General features: G+C 59.8%; 17 protein-coding genes. 8 read left to right on the top strand and 9 right to left on the bottom strand.

The window, feature by feature from the left end:
• Positions 1–604: 604 nt before the first annotated feature.
• On the top strand, positions 605–1,510 hold the full coding sequence (locus J3U87_RS26680; RefSeq protein ID WP_237378838.1) for a DMT family transporter: 906 nt from the start codon (positions 605–607) through the stop codon (positions 1,508–1,510).
• 159 nt (positions 1,511–1,669) lie between these two features.
• Here J3U87_RS26680 and J3U87_RS26675 read toward each other — a convergent pair whose 3' ends face one another.
• The 5 genes from J3U87_RS26675 to J3U87_RS26655 form a co-directional block, all read right to left on the bottom strand.
• Positions 1,670–3,124 carry a hypothetical protein gene (locus J3U87_RS26675; protein ID WP_237378837.1) on the bottom strand — a complete coding sequence of 485 codons (1,455 nt, stop codon included), beginning with the start codon at positions 3,122–3,124 and terminating at the stop codon, positions 1,670–1,672.
• Between the two features lie 249 nt (positions 3,125–3,373).
• Positions 3,374–4,630, bottom strand: a complete 1,257-nt coding sequence (locus J3U87_RS26670; RefSeq protein WP_237378836.1) for a DNRLRE domain-containing protein — start codon at positions 4,628–4,630, stop codon at positions 3,374–3,376.
• A 196-nt stretch (positions 4,631–4,826) separates the two neighbouring features.
• Positions 4,827–7,226 carry an ACP S-malonyltransferase gene (fabD, locus tag J3U87_RS26665; protein ID WP_237378835.1) on the bottom strand — a complete coding sequence of 800 codons (2,400 nt, stop codon included), beginning with the start codon at positions 7,224–7,226 and terminating at the stop codon, positions 4,827–4,829.
• A gap of 187 nt (positions 7,227–7,413) precedes the next feature.
• Positions 7,414–7,578, bottom strand: coding sequence for a hypothetical protein (locus J3U87_RS26660; protein ID WP_237378834.1), 165 nt, complete (start codon positions 7,576–7,578; stop codon positions 7,414–7,416).
• Positions 7,579–7,816: 238 nt separating this feature from the next.
• On the bottom strand, positions 7,817–9,022 hold the full coding sequence (locus J3U87_RS26655; protein WP_237378833.1) for a lamin tail domain-containing protein: 1,206 nt from the start codon (positions 9,020–9,022) through the stop codon (positions 7,817–7,819).
• A gap of 458 nt (positions 9,023–9,480) precedes the next feature.
• Here J3U87_RS26655 and J3U87_RS26650 point away from each other — a divergent pair, with 458 nt between their 5' ends.
• From J3U87_RS26650 to J3U87_RS26630, 5 genes are all read left to right on the top strand, one after another.
• Positions 9,481–10,062 (top strand): ArsR/SmtB family transcription factor, encoded by a 582-nt coding sequence (locus J3U87_RS26650; RefSeq protein ID WP_237378832.1) that lies wholly within the window; start codon positions 9,481–9,483, stop codon positions 10,060–10,062.
• Between the two features lie 198 nt (positions 10,063–10,260).
• Complete coding sequence (locus J3U87_RS26645) at positions 10,261–11,067, top strand: SRPBCC family protein (RefSeq protein ID WP_237378831.1); 807 nt, start codon at positions 10,261–10,263, stop codon at positions 11,065–11,067.
• Between the two features lie 267 nt (positions 11,068–11,334).
• Entirely contained in the window at positions 11,335–12,012 is a 678-nt protein-coding gene (locus J3U87_RS26640; protein WP_237378830.1) for a DUF2490 domain-containing protein, read from the top strand.
• Positions 12,013–12,331: 319 nt separating this feature from the next.
• A complete protein-coding gene (locus J3U87_RS26635; RefSeq protein WP_237378829.1) occupies positions 12,332–14,479 on the top strand; it encodes a two-component system response regulator in 2,148 nt (715 codons plus the stop codon).
• Between the two features lie 381 nt (positions 14,480–14,860).
• Positions 14,861–16,048: a hypothetical protein gene (locus tag J3U87_RS26630; RefSeq protein ID WP_237378828.1), complete on the top strand. Its 1,188-nt coding sequence runs from the start codon at positions 14,861–14,863 to the stop codon at positions 16,046–16,048.
• Positions 16,049–16,307: 259 nt separating this feature from the next.
• Here the strand turns inward: J3U87_RS26630 and J3U87_RS26625 are convergent, their stop codons facing one another.
• Positions 16,308–17,237 (bottom strand): hypothetical protein, encoded by a 930-nt coding sequence (locus tag J3U87_RS26625; protein WP_237378827.1) that lies wholly within the window; start codon positions 17,235–17,237, stop codon positions 16,308–16,310.
• A 1,571-nt stretch (positions 17,238–18,808) separates the two neighbouring features.
• Between J3U87_RS26625 and J3U87_RS26620 the strand changes: the two genes are divergently transcribed.
• Positions 18,809–19,036 (top strand): EF-hand domain-containing protein, encoded by a 228-nt coding sequence (locus J3U87_RS26620; protein ID WP_237378826.1) that lies wholly within the window; start codon positions 18,809–18,811, stop codon positions 19,034–19,036.
• A 394-nt stretch (positions 19,037–19,430) separates the two neighbouring features.
• On the opposite strand, the gene J3U87_RS26615 is transcribed toward J3U87_RS26620, so the two are convergent.
• Genes J3U87_RS26615 through J3U87_RS26605 form a run of 3 tightly spaced genes read right to left on the bottom strand, consistent with a single transcriptional unit; the run spans position 19,431 to position 22,830 of the window.
• Complete coding sequence (locus J3U87_RS26615) at positions 19,431–20,780, bottom strand: sigma 54-interacting transcriptional regulator (RefSeq protein ID WP_237378825.1); 1,350 nt, start codon at positions 20,778–20,780, stop codon at positions 19,431–19,433.
• On the bottom strand, positions 20,777–21,394 hold the full coding sequence (locus tag J3U87_RS26610; RefSeq protein WP_237378824.1) for a hypothetical protein: 618 nt from the start codon (positions 21,392–21,394) through the stop codon (positions 20,777–20,779). Before J3U87_RS26610 ends, J3U87_RS26615 begins: the two co-directional genes overlap by 4 nt.
• Complete coding sequence (locus tag J3U87_RS26605; protein ID WP_237378823.1) at positions 21,391–22,830, bottom strand: sensor histidine kinase; 1,440 nt, start codon at positions 22,828–22,830, stop codon at positions 21,391–21,393. The genes J3U87_RS26610 and J3U87_RS26605 overlap by 4 nt, the downstream gene beginning before the upstream one ends.
• A 345-nt stretch (positions 22,831–23,175) precedes the next feature.
• On the opposite strand from J3U87_RS26605, the gene J3U87_RS26600 reads away from it, so the two are divergent.
• On the top strand, positions 23,176–24,348 hold the full coding sequence (locus J3U87_RS26600; RefSeq protein ID WP_237378822.1) for a DUF418 domain-containing protein: 1,173 nt from the start codon (positions 23,176–23,178) through the stop codon (positions 24,346–24,348).
• Positions 24,349–24,358: the final 10 nt, after the last annotated feature.

Here is a 24,358-nt window from a genome sequence, read left to right as displayed (position 1 = left end):
CCCCTCTCGGTTTGTGGCAAAGGCATTTTTCGGAAACGAGGACGCGGCATTCGTGTTCAAGACAGTTTTTGCGAGCGGGTATGGGGGTTCTCTTTTTTCGAAGTATCTAGCAACATGTTCGGCATAAAATCCATTAAGGTTGAAAAAGAGCGGGATGAATGTTGATGGGCAAGGCTAGGTTCCGTTCTTTCAAGGAGTTGGCAATGAAAGATATCATCGGGTAACGTTCGGAAAGCGACAGCGGATGCAGCGAGTTTGATTGTAATCGGTATTACCGAGAAGGCCCAAATTGTTTTTAAAGTAACAAAGTTTGACATAATTCTCGATTGAATAATTTTTACGGTGTGTATTCAGTCTATTCTACGATTTTCTAAAAGCCCGAGTTCGCCGACACCATCGGTCGGGACAGGTAGGGACATCGACCGATGATGGAACGCACGAACGGGCCGCACCACCTATGGATCCCGTTGCCCTCGGCACCGCTGTCTATGAATGAATCGGGGCGATGATCGCCCCCCCCAGAGTGTGCTAGGGTTGGCTGGCCAGGCCCCTCTGTCGCCTCGCGCGATGCATTCCGCGCCACAATCCATCCAGGGCTCTACTCATGGTTTCCATCTTCCAGCAGTCGATCGGTGAGGTCGCCGCGCTTGCCGCGGCCTTTCTCTGGGCCATCGCGACCCTTTACTACGCCAAGATCGGCGGTCACTTTCCACCGATTCGACTCAATCTGCTCAAGGGACTGATCGCCCTGGTGTTGGTGGGCGTCGCCCTGCCCTTCAGCAACGAATCCATGCAGGGCTTTTCGGGACTGGCGGTCTTCCTCCTGTTGGCCAGCGGGATCCTGGGCATCGGCCTGGGGGACACGGCCTATTTCGAGGCGTTGAATCGCCTGGGTCCCCGGCGCGCCCTGCTGATGGAGACCCTGGCCCCGCCGATCGCGGCCGTGTTGTCCTTCCTGTTTTTGAAGGATGCGCTGAGCTGGCGCGCCTGGCTGGGCATGGCCATCACCATGGTGGGGGTGGCCTGGGTCATCAGCGAACGCACGCCGGAAGCCTCCGTGGAGGACCGGAGCCTGGTGTTTCACGGCGCGATCTTCGGGTTCCTGGCCGCGGCCTGCCAGGCGGGCGGTGCGGTGTTGTCTTCGGCAGCGTTCGCCAAGACGGATATCGGCGCGCTGGGCAGCGCCGGCCTGCGCCTCGTGGCCGGCATCGCCTTCATGCCCTTGCTGATCTGGTGGCGGGGCAAGCCCAAGGCACAGGTGGCCGCCAAACGGACCGATGTTCGTCGCCCCTGGCTGATCCTGGTGTTCGCCACCTTCATCGGTACCTTTCTCTGTTTGTGGCTGCAACAGATCTCGCTGAAAACGACCAGTGCGGGCATCGCCCAAACACTGTTGGTGACCAGTCCCCTCTTCGGCATCCCCCTGGCCATGATTCAAGGGGAACGCGTGTCCCTGCGCGCCGTCCTGGGCGTGCTCGCCGCCATCGGCGGGATCGCCCTTTTCTTCTGAGTCGACGGGCCGGAAGCCACACCAACCGATGGCACCAAGGAAAGATCGGCCCCACCCCGGAAACATCGGAGCAGGGCCAAGCTTTTCAGACGCGTATCGACGGGGACTGTCCCAATCCCGCCCGACGCTTCGGTGGATGCGTCGAGCGAGACAGGGCCGTTATTCGGCATTGAGCTCCTGGCCGAGGGTGTGTCCGAACTGGAGCGCGCTGTCGTAATCCTGTGCCGTGATGACTCGGATTCCGTTGCTCAGGTCGATGAAGACGTCGTCCGCCGCCGTGGTCGGGTCTCCGATGGACTGCGCCGGGAGCTGGATCGCGCCGTTTTGCTCCATGTGCCAACTGGTGGGCACGACGTTGCCGCCGTAGGAGACACCGTCGATTTCGCAGGAAGGCGATCCCCACGGGTAGCTGGCGACCGTCTTGCCATCCAAGACGCTCACTCCGTTCACCCGAGCCCAAGCGAGCACGGTCACGCCGAAGCAAATGGCGGTGACGTATTTGTCCTGGGCCACGAAATCGTTGACGAGTTGGTTGACCAGGTCGCGGTGGCTGTCGTCGCCGTAGTAGAGGTGGTTGTAGGAGCCGGGGAATTCGTATTGGTAGTGCGAGGAACCCCAACCACCCACGAAGGTGATGGCGGCGTAGTCGTCGGCCACGACATCGGCCAGGGCCAGATCGGGCCAGACCATGCCGCTCTCGGCGCCTTGACCGCTGTTGGCGTGCGGCGAACACCAGGCCTGTTGGCCTGCGGCGACCACGACCTCGCGACCTTCGGCTTCCAACCCGATGCGGGTCTCGCTGTACTCTCGGTAGTAGAAATGCGTGTTGGCCAGGACCATGAGGACGGGAAGGGACGGATCCGGCAGGTTGGCAAACCAATCCTGAATTTCGGCGGCGAAGACCTCGCCGAAGTAGGTGCCGCAATTGAAGCTCTCGCCGAGCACGAAAGAGTCGTCCAGCACGAGGACGTCGTCCTGGGAAGTGGTGGGGTCACCGACGGAGCCGGTCGGGAGGAAATTGCCGCCGTTGGCTTCCACGTGCCAGGCGGTCGGAACCCCGTAGTATTCACCCTCCAGGGTGAAGCCCGGCGAGTTGCCGAAGTAACCCACCGCATCGTGCCCATCGAGGGGGCTGACCCCATCGATGCGGGCCCACGCCAAAACCGTGACGCCGTAGCAGATGGCGCCGATTTTCTTGCCCTGGTCGTGGAAATCGTCGATCAACTGATTGACCTGGTTTCTCAGCGCGGCATCGCCATTGTAGAGCGGATTTTGGTAGGTTCCTTGGAAGGCGTACTGAAAACTGGAGGCGCCGTAGCCCCCCACGAAGAGAATGGCGGAGTATTGGGCGGGATCCACATCGAACAGCGAGATGTCGGGCGTGACCGTCGGATCGTTGGGACCGTGTGGGTAAGCCGTATCCGTGGTCGGCGCGGCCACCGCGATCGACAGCCCAGCGGCTTCGAGCGCCTGGCGGGGCAACGAATAATCGGGATAGTAGAAGTCTTGATTGGCGACGACCATCAGGACGGGGTCGGGCTCGCCTTGGGCCCATGCGACACCGGGCACGGCACCGATCATCGCGACAAGAAACAACGGCAAGATACGATACATGTGGGTTTCCTCCTGGGAAGGGAAATTCAGGATGCGGCCCAGTAACGGAACTGGGATCCGCATCCCCCCACTCCGAAGGAGAAAATGTGACTGCGGTCACCGAGCGTCTGTCGTTTGCGCGTTGGCGGGCGGGGTTCACCGCATGGGTCCGATGCCCCGCCGGAAGCGGGCAGCCGGAAGCGGATCTCCGAAAGCGGACCTCCGAAAGCGGACCTCCGTAACCCGCGCCGCCCGAGCGAAACCGAGGATTCAGCGACGAGCCTTCCGCTGACGCACGGCCAACACCACCAATCCGCCGATCAGGGCCAGAAGGCCCGCGGTCCCCAAGGTCGGCACGACGCCATTCGCCAGCACCAGCAGGGTGGCCTCGCTGTTGTCGCCCGGGTTGCCGTTGCCGTCGGGATCGTCGTCGGTCCCGTTCTGGCTGGTGTCGGACACGAAAGTGCCCGTCGACGAAGTGGCCGAAGCCTGTGCCGAATTGGAAAACAGGGTTTGGGTGCCCGTCGGCTCGACCCGCAGTTCCAACACCACCGAGCCCTCTTCCCCGGGGGGAAGCTCATCGGTTCCGTCCAACAAGTCGATATCCTGGTCGCCGTCGAAACCGGGATTCACCGAGAAGCGAGTGCTCTGGGGCGCTTGCGACAGCGAAAAGTCGGCTCCGGCGAAGACCTGAGCCAGGTCGTTCTGCACCTGAATTTGTTCCAGCGGTGCATCGCCACGGTTCACCACCCGGTATGCCAGGGTGACCCCGAAGGCACCTTCTTCGAGACCGGTGACCGCCGCGTCGAGCGCCAGCCCGATGCGGGCCTGCAGATCGTACACGATGGTCAATTGCGGCCGTTGGGCTGCGGTTGGGTTCTCCACCGAATCGAAGCGTTTGGCCGTGCGGCTCGTGGACTCGTCACCCACGAGGACCCAACCGAAATTGGGTGCGCCGCCGTCCACCCAGGCCTGGACGTCCCCGACCAACGCAGGGTTGGAACCCCAGGTATATTCGCCGTTGCCGCTCACCGCGATCGAGGACGATGCGGTGGGCGCGAAATCACCACCCGGGTTGTCCCAAAACTGGTTGGGGAAGAAGGTGTGAATCCAGGTGGCGTCGTTGGCCTGGGGCGTTGCGCCACCACCTTCTTCGCCGTCCGCGTCCGAAGCGCCCTGACCCCAATCGGAGGTCACCCGGTGTAGGCCCACGTCGACGGCGCCGGAAACGGTGCGGGACACGTTCATCCGGAGTTGAACCGATTGAATTTGGGCGCCTGGAGGAAGGTTGCCGGCGATATCGAAGGCCACGAGGCCGCGCCGCACCAGGCCGCCATTGGTCGTGCCGGCGAAGAAATGATCGCCGGCCCCGTTGCTCAGGTCACCCGATGGCGACTCGTAGAGGGTGTTGTCACGGGAAGGGGTCAAGGTGATTTCGATTTGCCCGACCAGGGGGGCGACCAGTAACACTTGGCAGAGAATCAGTTTCACGCCTGCAATGGGGAAATGGTGGGAGACGGGGAGCATGGGATCTCCTATCGGGACCTTCGACGAGGTGAACATACCTGAGGAGGCCGATTGATGGTGTTGGGAAGAACGAGAATCATTATAGCAGTCGAAATCGGTGCGGGGTCGCCCGGGCGTAGCGGAACCGCCAGGCTGGGTAGCGCTCACGCCGATCCAAGGGCTTGCGGACGCGGAACGGGAACGATCCCGGGTGCGGTCAGCGCGGCATGAGCTGTTGGAAGCGATCGACGATGGTTTCGGCCGCGCCCTGCATGATCAGCTCGGCCAGCGCGTCCACGTGACGATGCCGCCAATCTTCCAGGGGCCCGCCCTTGACGTGGCTGTTGAACGCACCCATCGCCGAACCGCAGTAGATTTGGTAATTGACCTTTTGGCCCGGTTCGCCCTGGATCGCCCACTGCGCCGCTCGGTCCAGGTAGGCTTTGAAGACGGCGGCCATTTTGTGTTTGGGGTTTCGCCCAATGCGGTCGACTTCGCTTGGCCGTCGCCGAGCCAAGGCGTCGCATACCCTCGTCCAGACGGACGCCAAATCCTCGTTGAAAAATTTCCGGGCCAACAATTCGCGCGTGTCCGAATCGATGTCGTCCAACGAGCCACAATGGCGGAACAGTTCGTAGAGTTTGTTGGCTCTGGCCGGGAAAAAGACCGATCGCTTGACGACCTGCACCTGGGTGCCCAGCTCGAACAGGTCGTCGGCCGGCGCATATGCGGTGTCCTGCACCTGCAGCCCTTGCAACATATCCTTGACCTGGTCGCAGATCGCGGCTTCCGGGGTACATTGGTTGATCGAACCGGTGACCACGAAGTCGGCCCCCATCAGGAACGCCACCGCCGCGGCTTCCGGGGTCCCGATACCACCGGCGGCGCCTATCCGAATGGGTGACGCGTAACCGTGGTTACGGCATTGGGCGTCGCGCAGGCGGAGGATGGCGGGCAGCAACGTGGTAATCGAACCCCGGTCCGTATGGCCGCCGCAGTCCGCGGTCACGCAGATGTCGTCGGCAACCGGCAACGTACGGGCGATAGCTGCCTCTTCGCGGGTCAACCGTCCACCTTGGACCAGGCTTTCCAGGAGCTTCTCCGGTGCCGGCGACATGAAGGCCTCGGCCACTTCGGGCCGGGAGACCTTGGCGATCAGGCGCCGCGGGGTGTGAGGCCGTCCCTCGCGGGCGCGGTGGGCACCTTTGAAACGGAACCACACCAGCGCGGGCTGGATGCGCATGAAGGCCGCAGCCTCGATCGTGCGCACGTCGTGGCGAAGGTACAGGTCCACGAGCGCCATTTCCAAATCCGGGTCCTCGATGTCGGCAAAGAGGTTGACACCGTAGTTCTTGGCGGTGCCGAGGGCCTTGCCGATGCGGGTCAAGGCCGCGTCGATCGTTTCGATGCTCGATCCACGCGTGCCCAGGCAACAGAGAAGTCCCGCTTTGGCCATGCGAATGACCATGTCCGGTGAGGAAATGCCGCGAAACATGGAGCCGGCCATATAGGCGTAGCGAACCCCATGCGCCTGGCGGAAGGCCTCGCTGCCCAGCGACTCCGGTCCTAACCCGGAGCCCGGTCCCGAAGTCTTGACGGCACCCGACGTCTCGACGAGTGACGTGGGTGGCGGCGTTGGGGAATCGGCCCCGCGCCGGGAAGTGGTGGCACCCCGTTCGGGATCGACCGAGACGGCTTCCTTGGATTCGACGCTGGGAGACGGGACTTTTCCCTTGGAAAGGGGGTCGGTCTCCGCGCTCAAGTCCAGCGGTTCCGCCTCGCGTTTGATTTTGTAGAACAGGCTGGTAAGCACCTGTCCTGGCCCGACTTCCACGATTTGGGAAATCCCGCGGGCCAGCAGGTAACGGATCGTTTCGGTCCAGAGCACCGGTTCGCGAAGTTGGCGAGCCAGGTTCTCGTGAATATCGCCCGCGTAAGGTCGGCCGCTCACGTTGGCGAGCGTCTCTATTTTTGGCGATTGAAAACGCCAGCCACGCAGGAATTGGCCGAACTCTTCGGCCGCCTCGGCCATGTAGCGCGAGTGAAAGGCCGCGCTCACCTTCAGAACCAGGCAACGCCTCGCGCCCGCCGCTTCCATCGGGGCCACCAATCCCTCGATCCGTTCGAGGGGACCGGAAATCACGAGCTGCGAAGGCGCGTTTTCGTTGGCGATGTCCACATCGCGAGCGCCCTCCCCTTCCAGGACCCGCATCAGCTTGTGGCGCTCGAGACCGACCACCGCCGCCATGCCGCCCCCTGCCATGCGACCCATCAACTCCCCGCGTTTCTTCACCAAGCGCAGGCCCGTCTCGAAATCGAAGGCCTCCGCTGCCAGCAAGGCGTTGTATTCACCCAGGCTGTGCCCGGCCACGAATTGGGGCGGGGCTTCCTGCTGCCGGCACTTTTGGTAGTAGTGAAGGGCGTTCACCACGAACAGGGCGGGCTGGGTGAACTGGGTGAGGTTCAATCGATCTTTGGGATCCTGCAGGCACAGCTCGTGCAACGAATAACCCAAGATCTCGTCGGCTTTGGCGACCAGCTCGGGAAACGCTTCGAACAGGTTGGCGCCCATCCCCTTGTGTTGGGAGCCCTGTCCGGGAAAAACGTACGCAATCATGAAAACATCTCCAATATAACGAGATAGATCAAGGACGGCGAGGACGATTCGGATTTGGAACTTTGAATGTTCGGTCTATTAAAGAGGATCCGCCCGTTTCTGGAAAGCCCAAAAAAGCGGTGAGCGCGGTGGCGTGGCGCTGGCCTTTGGCGAGAAGGGTCGTCCATTCCGAGCCTCTCGGCCCGGCTCAGTCGGACATCGCCCGGTGCAGGGCGTCGCTCGATGGTGCACCATCCTGGGAGGACGTGACGCCGGCATGGGACAGCAGGTTGCGAAGGGCGCGAAAGCGCTCGTTGGTGCCGCCGAGATTGGGATAGCCGTCCAATACGGGCCTGGTCGAATCCTTCCCCATGGCGCGCGACCCATCGTTTCGGTCGACCCATGGGCGAGATGGTGATGTGAAGACTTTGGCGCCATCGTAACCGAAGGGAACCGTCCGTGGGGGCAAAGTCGATCCGGATCGGGAGCCCGGTCCAGGCCCTGAAAAAACGGCCGCGCGCCTTGCCGGGGGCGCCGGCCGTGATGTTTCGACTTCCTTTGTTCGATGCGTCACCCGACGTGCGGGTTGGGTGTCCGCGACGACGCGCGCCTTACAGGCACACCTCGGCGACCAGATCCAAAACGTTCACGTTGTTCTCGGGCCACATTGCCACCAACGCCAGAAACGTTTCCAGGCAGGCTCCTCCATTTTCCTCGCCCAGGGTCGGAATCGCCTGTTCCACCCAGTCGCCGGATTCGTAGGGCAAGCCGTCTCCCACGAAGAACTCCATGGAATGGTCCATGTCCACGGCCTCTACGAAATCGGCCGCATCGCCCCAAATTCCGGCGGCGACCGCCACCGAAGCGCGCGTGTGGCCGCCGGAGCCCCACTGCACGTACCCGCGAATGGCCTCGGCGCTGCCGAAGTCGGAGGTGGCGTAGAGTCCGAATTCACCGTCGAGCGCGCCGACCCCCCAGGCCTGATTGGGGAACCAATCGGTCGCCGTATCGGTTCCGGTGGAATTCATGTGGATGATCACGAATCCGCCTGGGGGGATGGTGCGGTCGGTGCCCAACTGGACGTAACGCGGGTTTCCGTCGAAGTTACACAGCCACCACTCGCTGGCGTCCGCGGTCGTCAGTCCGATGTTCTTCAACTCGGCCAACTGCTCGGTTTGTTGGTCCAGGTTGATCAGCAGCTCGTTGAGCACGATGGTCGGGGTGCCGTTCCGCAGGCCCAGGTCGGGCTCGGCCGATTCTTCCCAGTCGTTGGGGCCGAAGGGGCCACCGCCGGTCCCCGTGAACGAGAGCGATGCACCCGCCGCAGGTGCGGTCACGAATTCGGCGGCATCGGTCCAGATATTGGCGTCCACGGCCACCGTGGCGCGCGGATGGTTGCCGCTCCCCCACTGCATATAGCTCCGTATCGAGGCCGGGCTGCCGAAATTGTTGTCCACGTACAGGCCCATTTCGCCGTCGACGGTGCCGATCGTCCACGGAGCCGAAAGGACCCACAGGGTGGCCGAATCCTGGCCCGTGCCGCTCAAGTCCACCGCCACGATCCCGCCAGGCGGAATCGTTCGGTTCTCTCCCAATGAAACGTACGCGGGGTTCACACTGCGGTCGCAGAGAAACCAGCCACTCAGGTCGGCTTCGGTTTCACCCAGATTGGCCAGTTCGACCCATTGCCCGTCCGGGCCGTCGGGATTCGACAACACTTCGTTGATGACCACTTGTGCCGTGGCGATCTGGCCCAGCAACGCGACCCATGTACCACATAGAACCACAACTCGCCGAAAATCCATGCGCAGACCCATTTTTTACTCCTTGATTTCGGCCGCGAGACACCGGCAGGACGCGCCATACGAAACAAACCGGCCCCGGCCGTTCGATCCTGTGTGACCCGACTCGCACCATATCGCGGGTGGTCCTCACGCGTCGGTCGATCCCGGCCGGAACCAGCGGAGACGGGAAGTACCGCCTCGTTCCTTGCCGGAAGGTGGACCAAGGGCGCGAGAACACCGAATCGGAATGGGCACGGTTCGAGTTTGAAAAGGGCATCAGCATGTTTAGAACGGTGAAAACTTGTAACTTATTCTAGCCAGTGCTCATGGAAAATCAGGGATTTTTTTCGAGACGGGACCGCGGGACCCGCTCGGTATCCCAAACCGCGAAGAAGTAATGCCCAAAGATCTGTTCTATAGTTAGATGATTTTTATTGAAAAATATTTTTTTCTATTTTAAGATCGTGTTCAATTCAAACAAGGATTGCCACATGGACGCTCTTCGTGTCATTCGCGACCGTCGACAGGCCGCCACCCTGCTTCAGGGCGATCGACCCAAGCTGCTTGCCCAGCTTCGGTTACCCGCTTCCGCGACCCTCCTGGCCAAACGCCTCGAACTCCCCCGCCAAAAGATCAACTACCACCTGCGCGCCCTCGATCAGGCCGGCCTGCTGAACCTCGTCGAAGAGCGCCGGGCCCGCAACTGCCTGGAACGCGTCTTCCAAGCCACGGCTCGGACCTACGTCATCTCTCCCGAAATCCTGGCCGATCTCGGCACCACGCCCGAGGAGGTTCGCGATCGGTTTTCCTCGGCCCATCTGTTGGCCATGGCCGGCCGTACCATCCGCGAGCTGGGCGCGCTGCGCGAAGCCGCTGCGGAGGCGGGCAAGCCGATCGCCACCCTCGGGCTGGAAACCCAGATTCGCTTCGCATCGGCGGCCGATCGGGCCGGCTTCGCGGAGGATCTTCAACAAGCCCTGGCAACCCTCATCGCGCGCTATCACGACGAGGCGGCGCCCAACGGGCGCACCTACGCCTGCCAGGTGGGTTTGTACCCCTCGATTCCCGACTGACCAGCGGCCTTCCCCGGAATCGCCGATCCCCCAGCTCCGCATCCCGCGAGGTTCCGTCCCCTTTCGTTGCCCACCGGGGTCGCGAATACCGGACGAACGGGATCCTCGTGCCCACGGGTTCGCCCGCACTTCCGTGTACCGCAGTCCGGCGCAACCGCTTCGTTTCACATCACCATGACACTGATTAGGAGGACTTCGATGACCGACAAAAAGGAACCTGTCTCACTCCCCGATCCCAGAACCTTCTCCATCGATATCGACTTCAAACAGAGCCCCGAACGGGTGTGGCAGGCCTTGACCGACCCCACCGAAATCTCGCGCTGGTTCTCCAACAACGCCGAGGTGGAACCGACCGAGGGCGGCCAGTTCGAAATGACCTGGGACGTCGAGGGTTGGGGGTTCCGGACCCGTGTGGCGACTTGGAAACCCAATCAGCACCTGGGCCTGATCGAAGAAAAGGACCATCAGGGCCAAAAGGTGGTGCTCGCCATGGACTACTACCTGGAAGGCCGCAACGGCGGTACCACCTTGCGATTGGTGCATTCGGGATTCGGCCGCGACGAGGACTGGGATCAGGAATTCTCGGGGATCTCGCGGGGTTGGCCCTACGAATTGCGCGTGTTGCGCCACTACCTGGACCATCACCCGGACACGCCGCGCCACCTGCGGCTGGTCACCCACCACACCGACCTGGCTCCCCGAGACGCGTTTTCGCGGGTTTTCGGACCCAAGGGCCTGGCCAAGAATGGCGGCGTGCATGCGCTCAGCGAAGGCGACAGCTTTCGCCTGGAAGTCGGACCGCAAGAGGTCTATGCCGGCAAGGTGTTTTTGGTCAATCCGCCGCGTTCCTGGGCGGGCACGCTGAACGGACCCTACGGTGGTTTGCTGCGTTTCGAGATGGAAGCCGACATCGTCGTCCTGAGTCTCGCCCGCTGGGGTGGCAACGCCAACGAAGTCAACCAGTTTGCCGATGTATGGCAACAGCGGCTGGCGGAATTGCTCTAAATTCGCTGGGATTTCGCCTGCGACACCGCGCGTCCGATCCTCGTTCCCGGCAAAATCCACACTGTCCACCGTGAACCATCCATGTCACAATAGCTTTTTGGGATACCGGAGGGCGGCTTTCACGCATTGCCGCCTTCCGGTTTTCTGCTTTTCGGCGCATCGACGCACTTCGAACCACCGGTTCTGGCGTGGGTGCGACGGGCAGTGCCCGCCGAATTCCGCGGTTCCTCACAAGCGAGGTATCGATCAGGAGCGATCATCTGCGACATGGATTTTTTCAAACGAAACATGGCCATCGTTCGAATTACGCGAATCACGATCACGCTTCTCGCCACCTTCTCGCTCTGTTCCGGCCTGCCGACCCGTGCGGCCGACGATTACCAGTTCTGGCCCTTCGTCACCAAAAAAATGGGGTCCTATCGGAATCTCAATCTGAGTATCTACGCCGAACCTCGCTACAGTACGGAGGACGGCCGCTGGTCCGCCTACATTTTCGGGCCGACCCTCAGCTACAAGCGCAACCCTTGGTTGACATTCGCCACCGCGGTCAAAGTATTGCAGGTCCGCAGCGGCGACGGCTTCGCGCGAATCTACCGCTACGAGGGCCAAGTGGGCCTGGATTTCAAACTGGCGCATCGATGGCGTTACCAGCACCGTGCCCGGCTGGAGATTTTGGACCGGCACGGGCGCCCCAACAACGACCGCATCCGCAACCGGGCCCAGTTCAGTCGTCCCGTTTCGTTCGGGCGCATCAACAAGGTTTTCTTCAGCAACGAGTACTTCTTCGATACGACCCACGGCGAATTCGACCAGAACCGGTTCGTTCCCTTCGGGATTTCGATGCCGCTTCGCAAAGGTCAGACTCTCAGTCTCTTTTACATGTACCAGCACGTCCGCGCCAATTCGCGCGATCACCACATCCTGGGCGCCAGCCTGTCGTTCTGACTCGATCAGGTTCAGTTGACGAAACCGGGTTTTGCGCCGTTGGCGCGTCGAACATCCGAGCCGGGAAGGCGGGTTACCGAACGATTCGCCGCCGAGCGGGGTCACCCGCGGCGTTGAGGCTACGCGTCGATTCCCTTCCCCGCCGGCTGGTTCGGGGTGCGGCACCCGCGGTTTTTCCAGTAATCCTGGCGCAAACCCGACAAAAGATTTGACTTGAATGCAGACCTGAAACAATCAATACTAAAAATCTCAACCAAGCCAGGATACTAAAACCGAATCCCTTAATCTGCCTACCCATCCCATGGTTCCAGGTTCGTTTATGCTGCCTTCCGAAACCGAGAAAACCTTGGGCAAAGTGCTGGTTGTCGACGACGACAACTTCACCCGCCAACTCTGCAGGACTGCCCTCGAGCGCCACGGATTCAAAGTGGATATTGCGCTCAATGGGCAGGAATCGCTGTATAAATTCAACCTGTTGAAACCCGACCTGGTGATCATGGACGTGAACATGCCGCTGATGGACGGGTACCAGACCTGCAAGGCACTGCGTCAGGACCCCTTCAGCCGCGACGTACCGATCATCATCATCACCGGCATGAACGACTACGATTCCATTTCGAAAGCCTTCAAAGCCGGTGCGACGGATTTCCTGACGAAACCGATCTCCTGGGTGATCCTGGCCCAACGCTGTATCTACGCCCTGCGGGCCAGCCGCGCCTTCCGCGCCCTGCGTGAACAGGAACAGGGCCTGGAGATGGCCCAGAAAATCGCCCATATCGGCAGTTGGGACTGGAAAATCAGCGAAAAGGCGATCTTCTGGACCGAAGAACTGCACCACATTCTGGGATTCGCACCGAACGTGCCGCGTACCTTCGACCAGTTGCTCAGCACGGTCCACCCCGAGGATCGACCCGGCCTGGAAAACCTGATGCAGGGGGTGTTTCAGAACGCCACCCCTTTTTCGCGCGATCACCGCATCATCCGCACGGACGGCAGCGAACGGTACGTGCACCAGGAAGTGGTCGTCACCGCCGATTCGAAAGGCATTCCCACCCGAATCCGCGGCATCATTCAGGACATCACCGACCGCAAGAAGAACGAGCAGGAAATCCGCCGTCTGGCCTATTTCGATTCGCTCACCGGCCTGCCCAACCTGGTGTTTTTCAAGGAATCGCTGCGGCAGAGCTTCACCTCGCGCATTCAGCAATGCTACATGGGCATCTATTTCATCGATCTGGATTCGTTCAAGAAAATCAACGAGACCTTCGGTCACGCGTTCGGCGACCAGCTCATCCTCGAGGTGGCCAAACGCCTCAAGAGCCTGAGCGGCAATCTGTTCACACCCAACGATCCGATGGCCACCCCGATGCTGTTGGGTCATGCCGGCGGCGGGCGGTTTCTGTTCTTCATCAACAACCTGGTCCAACGCGAGCAGGTGGAGGACGTGGCCAAGCGGATCCTCGGCATTCTGGAACAGCCCTACCTGCTGGCCAGACGCGAACTGTACGTGACCGCCAGCATCGGCATCTGCGTGCATCCACACCACGGCAACGATCCCGACCTGCTGATGAAGAACGTGGAACGGGCGATGTACCACGCCAAGGAGCTGGGGAAAAACAACTACCAGTTTTACAGCCCGGCCCTGGACAAAAGCGCCGAGGAACGTCTGGCCCTGGAATCCCATTTGCGCAAGGCGCTCGAGAAAGAGGAGTTGCTTCTCTACTTTCAACCCCAGATGGAACTGGCCACCCATCGCATCATCGGCGCCGAGGCCCTGATCCGTTGGAACCACCAGGAAAAGGGCATGATCTCGCCCGGTCACTTCATCCCGCTGGCCGAGGAAAACGGCCTGATCCTGCCGATTGGGGCCTGGGCGATTCAAAAGGCCTGCGAGATCAACAAAACCTGGCAGCAGGCCGGCTACCCGCCGATCACGATGGCCGTCAACCTGTCGGGCCGACAGTTCCTGCACCAGCCGATCGTGGAGATCATCGCCCAGGCACTCAAGGACACCGGCCTGGATCCCCAGTACCTGGAAGTGGAGATCACCGAAAGCCTGATGATGGTCAATGTGGACGAAAGCATCGAGATCCTGAAACGCCTGCGCAACATGGGCGTGAAGATCGCCATCGACGACTTCGGTACCGGCTACTCGTCGTTGGCCTATCTGACCAAGTTCCCCATCGACATTTTGAAAATCGACAGCTCGTTCGTGTTCCGCATCCTGGAAAGCGAAGGCGCGCTGGCGATCACCTCGGCCATTGTGGCCATGAGCCAGCGGCTGGGCCTGAAGGTCATCGCCGAAGGGGTGGAGAAAACGGCCCACCTGCGCCTGCTCAAGGACATGGGGTGCGACATCATTCAAGGTTATCTGCTCGCCCGACCGGCCGCACCCGAAGACATCGCGCCGATGCTGACCCCCAAGTATTTCGAGAATATCGAGCACGGCGAGCAGCAGGAGAACTGAAACGGCCGGTATCGGGCCAGGCGGGCAACCGAAAATCCCAACTCGTGGATAAACCCGTGATTTCCGGTACACGGAAAAAACCGCAAGCCTGGTATACTAAAGCGAATTCATCGATGCCAGAAAACATCACGCCAAGCCACGGCGCTCGCAGGAAACCGTCACCACCCAAAATGTCCCGGTTTTGTTGCAAAACCGGCAGTCGAACCCACATCATCCATGCAAACTTGAACGACTATTCGTCATTTTTTTAACAGAACGGTGCTTCATTTCCAAGTTCAGCCACTTTCCAAAAAAGGAAAGGGTTGCGAGACTATGATTTTTCTGGCATTTTGATGAATGAGATCGTAATTTGGGGCTTTTTTTTCGGGCAGGAAGGAACATTTGGACCTACGTGCGGCTTTCCTCATTATCGCCATGGAACAAGATGTTCTGCGCACGCCGACGCAGATCAGTGAACTCGGCTTTCCCACGGAGCGCGATCAACTGGCCGACACGATCGGGGCCTTCGCCCGCGCCCACGAGTTCGCAAATTGCGCGAAATGGGAAAATGAGAGCGATGCGGCGTTTCGCCAACGCTTGCGTCGACAATTCGGATTGACTTGGGTACGCCGTTTCGAAGCCTTCACGGTGTCGGGCCGCGGTATGCACCGTTCGGTCAGTTACCCACGCGCCCTTTGGTTTCACGAGATCGACAAATTGGCCCTCGAGCGCGCCCTGCACTCGGCCGTCCTGTTTTTTCGGCTCCAGCCCTTTGAAACCTATTCCCTATCGGAAATGCTGGACCTGTGGCGCGGCCCGCAACACACGCGCAAGCGGCAGCGCGACTTTCAGCGCAAACGGTTCCTGCGCCTGGCCAGGCAGAACGGGTGGACCGACAAGAAACAGGAACCGTGCTGGACCGGACTCGAATGGGTCCGCTGCCTGAGTTCCTTCAGCCGCATCAGCCTGTTTCGCTACCTCGCCGGCCTGCGTCACGACCCGGAGCTGGACGCACTGGCGCCGAAAGCCCGCCGGCTTATGCAAGGCGGCCCGATTTCCATGTTCTGGTACGCCTACGCCGACAACGCCAGTCGCCTGGCACGGCTCTCGCCCGCCTATCCGTTGATCGTGGCCGAGGTCGAGGCACGCCACCTGGCCGATCAACGTGCGGCCGCGGCGGCAAGGCAGACCCCACCCGTTGACTCGCCGTCACCTCGATTCGAGGTCATCGCACCGGGCGACGGCGAGTGGGTTGAGGTGGTCGAACCGCAGGACCGCGAACCAGTTGGTGCTTTTCAACCCCCGCCGGAACCGACGATCGCGTCGGCCCGGCAGGGTCCTTCGTTTCGACCGGGTGCGTTGTGGTTATGGCTGGCGGCAGGATTGGCCGCGCTGGGATTGCTGGCGCTCTTCCAGGACGAACCGAATCGGACCCCCACGCCGGTGGCCACGCATGTCAAGGTGACCCACGTCAGTGAGGAGCAACCGCGCAATGAAGCAGATACCGACCTCGACCAGCAACCTAGCGATCAAGATCATCCACCCGCGCTGCGCAATTATTCGGGAATCCTACCGCCGGCGGATCCATGATTAGGGTTTATCGTCATTCACGGGATCAGGAGGAGGAATTGGCCCTCCATCGGATTCGAGTTGCGATGATTGCCTGGCAGCAGCACTTATTTCAACGGTGTCCTGAATCGCCCCAAAAGGAGAACCTGTTGTATTCACCTGGCTTTCAACAGGTTGCCTTGAGGTTTCGAGAGCCTGTACGGAGATAGACTGAGACTGAACGTTCGCGTAGAGCGAACTAACGCCGGAGATTTGCATTTTAAACTTCCTCCCAAGGGTTTTATGGACACTCCCAAGCCAAAGCGAACTGAACCATCCGCTTCAGTCGGAAGCTGTACTTCACTTTCTGGAACGCGGTAATTCGTTCAAGATGCTCATCGTAGGGCAAACCCGTGCAGCGTTTAATCAGCAAATCATTTAGCTCAATCCAAGGACGTACTTCGGCATCATCATTAGCTTCGACTATGGCACGTGCTTCCTCGGTAGCCAGGCGAGCTTCAGTAAGATTGCCGGTAAAGAAATAGAAAGCGCCGAGATCAGCCATGTTCCCGGCTAGCAAACGTATGTGACCATCAATTTTGTGCTGTTCAATCCCCTTTTTAACGTATCTGACTGCGCCATGGTAATTCCCCTTCTCGAAGGCTATTTGAGCCTTAAGGTGGTAGAAATGCCCCAGCAAAGCCTCGTTAATTTCCTTTTGGGTAAATACCGTGAAAGCTCGATTTAGATAGAAATCAGCTTTCTGAAACTGTTGTTGACGAAACAATGCCTCAGCAAGGCCTAGGTAACCTCGAACCATATTGCCGTATGCCTGATAATCGCCATAGAGATCGATCGACTCAAGGAAAGCTTGTTTTGAGGCTTCGAAACGTTCGAGCTCCATATGGAGATGACCTTGCAACAAGAGACAGCTAGCCTGAAAGTGTAAATTGATGTCGCTGTTCAAGAGCATTTCAAGGATGTGCCCTGTTTTCTTGAAATCTCGTTGATAGAATGCGGCCCACGCCAAACCATAAAGTTGCCTAGGATCACCAGACTCTAGGGATTTCTCTTCGAAAAATTTTTCAGCCGAGTCTGGGCCGTCCTCCAGGAGCTTTTTCATCCCCTCGCTATATGCTTTCTTTTCTTCAGCAACGGATTTTTGCCCAAAAGCAGTTATGGGGAGAAAGAGCAACAAACAACAGATGCCACCTGCAAACCACGTTTTCATACCCGACTCGCTCCAATTCCCACGGGAAACCTGCATCGATGGCATGGGCTCGACCGGACCAAATCTCCTGAAAATATGCGGCAAAACATGCCGACACCGAAAAAAATCAGCGGCTCCACAGGAGGTGGTTCATTCTCGGATCAAAATTTCGACTGGATTTAAACAGGTTACCCAACGGATCGCCTACAAACACATTGCTTTCCAATGTCATCTTAACATAACTGTCAAGTCTCGGATGGCCGCGATCCGAAGTTTTTCCAGGGGCCTCGCAGGCGGATTTGAACCGGTGTCCGTTCTCGGGTGGCAATTTCACGGCAAACCCGAGAAATTTCGCCTTTTTTTTCATTAAAACAGGCTTTATCGTAAGGACAGGCTTTTTCAGGAGCCGTTTGTTTCGTACCAGTTCGACCGATCTTGTCAGGGTCACAATTTCGGAACACGGCTTTCCTGTGATACAACTCCCTCTTTCTCGTGTGAAACGAGTCGGGCCAGTCTCCCTGACAGCCGCTTCACACCGGGCAAGAGCTTGTAGGGCATACTCGTGGGATTTCTCCAACCACTCCTCCCACGGGTCCTTTCTTAAATCAGGGCAAGTTGGGGACCCTTCCGCCGAGTTCCACTTCGCATGTAGAAATCTGGATACCAGGAACATCCACGAAACACCACCTCCGGATTTCAATGGGATATGTGTCTGTGAAACAAAGTGAAAGGGTCCCTTTTTCTTTTTGGGCCCTGGGTAAGCCTTTTAAAATCAAGTGGCTTTTTACTTCAGCGCAAATGCCACGGAGATTTCTGGAGTTTTGGGAATTGCGATCGTTTTTCATGACGATGTCTCTTCCACCTGGAACAGGGCCGTCTCGGTGTCGGTACGTTTCCACGTGACATTACCCACACCACCAGAATGTTCGAGATGCACGTGTATCGCCTGATTCGGTGACACTGGATGCACTATCCCGAAATCCAGCCAGAACACTACGCCGATCCTACCTGTTTGTCCACCGAAAACAGGGAAAACGCGACCGTTGTCTCAGTCCGCGAAAGGCACGCGATCCACGAAAAGCCCCAACCAGGACGCGCCGCTCGTTTGAAGGGATTTGTCCACGAATCACGCGGATGGCACGAATATCAGATCTTCACTTTGGTTCCGATCCCCAAATCGGGTTGTGTTCAGGAAATTCTGAGTGGCGTCGGGTGATTCGCGGCCAAAGAAACACAAGCCCTATCTTATTTATTTTCAGATAAATGAAAGTGATCCTCGGGAAGTGTTGGCCACTGTTTCGCTCATCCGAAGATTGACCCGTCGCCAAATGACGACAACTCAAAGCACTTGGTTTAATACAGTTATGTATTCTCAGTCGATTTTCTGTCGGGGCACGACGACGTTCCGGCCCCCCATTTGCCCGTCTTCTCGAACGGTTATTCAGGAAATCATCACAAACTGTTTATATCAAATAATTTACAGTTTTGGCACGACGCTTGTTCTTTAAGAGGCACGACGAGCATCACCGATTCTCGGATGCTCCCCACATTCATCACTTAAAGAGTATTTCGAGAACTATCTGGAGGATTACATGAAGAACATGCTGAAACTTATGACTGCCTTGACCCTGATCGCCGGCTTCACCGCCATTGCCGAAAACGCTTCTTTCGACAGTCTCGACGCCGACAAAGACGGCTACATCTCCCAGAGTGAAGCCGCCAAGGACAAAGGCCTCAACGATCAGTTCATCAACCTCGACGCCGACGAAGACGGCAAACTCTCCCGCGACGAATTCGCCAAATACGAGCCTTCCAAATAATCCACCACCACGGTCGGATTGATATCGATCGGCGGTGAATCAACCCCTTCGCCGCGGTATGAATTGCTGCATCCCCTTCACAATGAACGGATGGGCTCCGCCCCATCCACCGTTTTGCACCGTGAAGCCACTCACCCTCCGGGTGGGTGGCCCATTTTTTCGTCGCTTTTAGCGGATCTGATGATTCCACGCCTCAGATCCATCTACTCCGTTAAGAGCGCACGCCAATCCAAGGCCCGTGGGTCAGTCGACTCACGGGCTTTTCTTCGTTCATCCCCTTCCCTATCGAAGAAAACCCCCAGCGAAAGCACCTACACAATCTCCGCGAACTCAGTGACCTCGGTGGTGAAGAGACGCCCTCGAATGCCGCTGATTTCGGCCAAACGCTACGCCCTCAATCCCTTTGGAATTGCGTGTGATCCAAATCGTTCTTGGCGAGCAGCTTGTAGAACTCGGTCCGATTTCGCTTGGCCAGCTTGGCGGCCTGGGACACGTTGCCGTTGGTGATTTGAAGCAACTGGGCCAGGTATTCCCGCTCGAACTTCTGCCGCGCTTCCGCGAAGGTGGGCAACTGCGGCGCCTTGTCGCGCAGGGCCTGTTCCACCAATGGCAAGGCGATGACCGGCGAGGCGGTCAGGGCCACGGTACGCTCCACCACGTTTTCCAACTGACGCACGTTGCCGGGCCACGAGGCCGCCACCAGCAGGTCCATCGCGTCCGGCGCAAACGCGGTCACATCCTTGTTCGTCCGCGTCACGGCGCGTTTCAGGAAATGGTTCGCCAGCAGCGGAATGTCCTCGCGCCGCTCGGCCAGGGACGGGATCCGCAGGCAGACGACGTTCAGCCGGTAGAACAGGTCCTCGCGGAACCGTTCCTCCTCGATCGCTTTTTCCAAATCGCGATGGGTGGCCGACAGCACGCGCACCTCGATCGGAATATCGCGCGTGCTGCCCAGCGGGCGCAGCGTTCGCTCCTGGAGGACCCGCAGCAGCTTGACCTGAAGCGCAAGCGGCATATCGCCGATTTCGTCCAAAAACAGCGTGCCGCCGTGGGCCGTTTGAAACAGGCCCAGCTTGCGGTGGATGGCACCCGTGAAGGCGCCTTTTTCGTGACCGAACAGCTCGGATTCCAGCAGGTTCTCGGGCACGGCACCGCAATTCACCGCCACGAAGGGTCCTGCCTTCACGGGGCTGGCGTCGTGAACCACTTTCGCGAGCAGTTCCTTACCGGTACCGCTCTGCCCCTGAATCAGGATGTTCACGTCCGATTGCGCCACCTGCCTGGCTTGGGCCAACAACTCGTGCATGGCGCCGTTGCGGGTGATGATGGTGGTTTCTTCCGCCTCGCCGCTCGCTGGCTGGCTGCGGCCCGAATAACTCAGCGCCTGACGGATATCCTGGAGCAGTTTCTTCTTGTCGATGGGCTTTGTCAGGAAGCTGAACACGCCCTGCCGAGTTGCCGCCACCGCGTCCGGAATAGTGCCGTGGGCGGTGATCATGATGATCGGCACGGTCGGCGCCATTTGGTGGATTTTGGCCACCAGGGACAAGCCGTCCATTTCGTCCATGCGCAGGTCCGTGATCACCAGATCCGGGTGCGCGGTCTGGAAGCACGACAGCGCTTCGCGACCCGACGCCGCGGTTTCCGCCCGAAACCCCTCGGACTTCAGGCGCAACGACAACAGGCGCAACAGGCTGGGATCGTCGTCCACCAGGAGAATTCGTTGTTGCGTCGTTTCCGTCACGGCACCTGCTCCTTTTCCTCCACCGGCGTCTGCTGGCGGCTCATCTCGGTTTCGATGCGCGACAAGGCCTCGATCTTCTTCTCGAGGTCGGCCTGTTGGCGTCGCATTTCGTCGCGGGAGCGACGCAGGCGCTGTAATTCGTTGTGCAGGTTCTGCGATTGGCGCGCGCGCGTTTCGAGAACCTGCAGCCAGGGCCGTAGCTGTTCCGGCAGGCAGGGATCCTCGCCGAGCAGATCGAGGTTTTGGCGAACCGTCTGCCAGTTGCGCGCCGAAGGCAGCATGCCCGCCAGAACCACCAGACGAAGCCGGTTCTCGAAGTGATCTTCCATTTTCAAGGCCGCCTTCGCATCCAAGAGCGCCACCTTGCGTTCCCGTTCGCCCATGGCGGCGGCGCGTCCCGCAAAGGCCACCCAATCGTCCAAAGGTAGAAAGTCGTCCGGGTGGGTCGCGTGGGGATCGGCAGGCATCGAAGCCAGTGGCGCGAAGGCGTCGTCACACCAGTCTTCGGCGACGGGTTCCGGGGGGGCGACCTGCTCCGGCAGGGAGGCCGCCTCGCGACGGGGACAGCAACCCACGAGGCCGATCAGCAGCGTACAAGTAGCGATCCACTTCATGCGTGTTCCTTGAATGGGTGAAACGGAAGCTCCAAACGAAAGCAAGCGCCCGAAGCACGGTCGACGATATCAAGCTTTCCACCATGCGCCAAGACGCATTCTCGAGCAATGGAGAGGCCAATTCCGGAGCCTTTGAGATGGCCCTTGCGCGGCGTACTCCCTTGGAAAAAGGGGTCGAACACCTTGCCTCTTTCAGCTTCCGGAATACCGGGTCCCTGGTCGGCCACTTCCAGCGCCACCCCTTGGGAATCCTTGCTCCCGGTGATCCGGATCCATCCTCCCTGGGGCGAGAAGCTGACCGCGTTGGAAATCAGGTTGTCCAGAGCCGTCCGCAGTTTGGCGCGATCGCCCTCGAGGTCCAAGGCCTGCTCGGGAAGCTGGAAGCGCAACAGCTTGCTGGTTGCGGTGAGTCGGTGTCCGGCCACGACCTCGGCAACCAATTCGCTGAGATCCAGCGACGCCACCTGGAGCTGGGCACCCTTTTGAATCAAGTTGAAATCCAGCAGGTTCTCTATCAGCTTTTGGAGGTTGCGGCTGTTGGCGTCCAAAATGTCCACCACTTCCGTCTGCTCCGGCGACAGGGGGCCCGCCACCCGGTCGGCCAGCAGCTCGGCGCCCTCGCGCAGGCTGGACAGCGGCGTCTTGAGCTCGTGAGACATGCGCCGCAGGAATTGATTCTTCTCCTGCTCCAGGCTGTTGAGGCGCAGACGCAACCAATCCAGGCGCTCGCCCAGGAATTCCAAGTCGCGCGGGCCGGCCACGGCGATGGAGCGATCGAAATGGCCGGTGCCGAGCCGACGAATCGCTTGATCCAACTGGTGAATGGGGCGGTTGATCAGGAACGTGAACAACGAAATCAACAGTAACGTTACGGGAACCAGGGCCAGGGAGCGGAAAACGAGGGTGTTCTGGGTACGCTCGACCGCCGCCTGCAGGGAGTTCAACTCCGCATCGACGAGCGCGCCACTGTCCTCGGCGGTGACGGCGGCCAGATCGCCCATTCGCGAAAACCGCTCGATGCTCTTGCGAACCACCTCGCTGTCGAAGGGTTCGCCCGCCAAGGTCGCCACGACTGCCTCGGCACCGTCTCGCAGGTCGTTCAGTCGCCGTTGTTGGTCGGCCTGGCGCAGCAGGCTCCGCAATTGGGTCAGGACACCGAGGAACTCGGTGTGATCGGCGCGATAGAGCGCGAGTAGATCGGCCTTCCCGAGTATGTGGTACTGGCGTGCCCGGCGCTCCATGTCCAACAACAATTCACGCGAGCGCTGGCTGAGGCGGGTCGCCTGAATGCCGGTGAACACCATGTTGCGGCTCTGGTGGGTCAAATCGTCGAAGGACAGGCCCGCCTGATAGATCGCGGTCAACAAGGGCAACGTCACGAACACGAAGGCGGCGAGAAGCAGGTGCAGCAAGGATCGCGGCCGGGGCCAGGCCATGGTGATTCCTCCACGAGATCGAACCGGAAAACGGGGATTGGGCGCGTGCGCCCGGAAAAGTGGAGCATTGTACCCCATTTCCAGTTAATGAATAAGCATTCGCCCCCACGGGCGGTGACCCAACACACAAATCGTGATATTTAAGTATCTTCCACCTTGTTACCATTCTGCACGATCACTCCTGGCCGTCGTTACCAGGAGAAGGCGCGTGAAGTGGACCCCTCGTTTTTCAAGGGATGTGGTGGGTGGAAGCAACTTACTGCACGTACCCAGGTTACGTATGCGTCCATCCCCCCTCGATTCGATCCCATCGTTCGTCAAACGCCCCATTCGATTGGAGCCTTCATGAGCCACTCCCCTTCGGAACCCCCTGCCTCCGCCCCCGCTCTCGAAATGCCCGATTCCCCCCTCGACCCGGTACACCCAAGCAGACCCGCCAAGCGCCGCATCGAGGGCTACGATGTGGCGCGAGCCCTAGCCGTGCTCGGTATGATTCTGGTCAATTACAAGGTGGTGCTGGTGGCCCAGGGATCCAACGCCTGCGTCTGGCTGACCGGATTCGCCTCGTTGTTCGAGGGACGCGCGGCGGCGACCTTCGTCATTCTGGCGGGTGTCGGAATGAGCCTCATGACCGCACGGGCCCGGGCCAGTCGAGAGCCGACGGACCTCGGCCGGGCCAGGATCACCCTTCTGCGACGGGCTCTGTTTCTCTTCGTCGGCGGCATGCTGTATACCCCTTTGTGGCCGGCCGACATTCTCCACTTCTACGGCCTCTACATGACCCTGGGTGTGCTCTTGATCCGCGCATCGAGCGCGACCCTGTTCGCCGCCATCACGGCACTCTCGCTGTCTTTCGCGATTCTGTTGTTCCCCCTGGACTATTTCGGCGATTGGGACTGGACCACCTTGACCTATCAAAACTTCTGGACCGCCAAGGGATTGTTCAAGCATCTGTTTTTCAACGGGTTTCACCCGGTGATTCCATGGGCCGCCTTCCTGCTCTACGGTATCTGGCTGGGGCGGCAGGACCTGCTCGATGCGGCCCTGCGTCGCAGGATCATGCTGGTCGGCGCCTTGGTCGCGGTGGTCGTCGAAGGTGGATCGCTGGTGCTGGTGAGGACCTTCGGCAAAGGCTTGAGCGGGGTCGAGCTGGAGCTGGTCCAGGCCTTGTTGGGCACCGAGATCATCCCGCCGATGCCGTTCTACCTGTTGGCGGCGAGCGGCACGGCCACGGTCGTCATCTGCCTCAGCGTGTGGCTCGGCGAGCGGTTCCCGCAGGCGTTGTGGAAACGGGCGCTGGTACACACCGGCCAGCTTGCGCTGACGCTGTACGTGGCCCATGTGGTGATCGGCATGGGTGCCCAGGAGGAACTGGGCCTGATCGGCCAGGGCACGATTTTCGACGCCTTCTGGTGGACCCTGGGTTTCTTCGCGGTGGCGGTGGTGGCGTCGCACCTCTGGCGTCTGCGGTTCAAGCGGGGACCGGTGGAGGCGTTGATGCGCAAGATCGCCGGGTGAGCGGTGGTTT

This window comes from Sulfidibacter corallicola, from assembly GCF_017498545.1.
In the GTDB taxonomy this organism is placed as follows: domain Bacteria; phylum Acidobacteriota; class Holophagae; order Acanthopleuribacterales; family Acanthopleuribacteraceae; genus Sulfidibacter; species Sulfidibacter corallicola.
The sequence above is the reverse complement of the archived record's forward strand: the minus strand, read 5'-3'. Positions and strand labels throughout refer to the sequence as shown.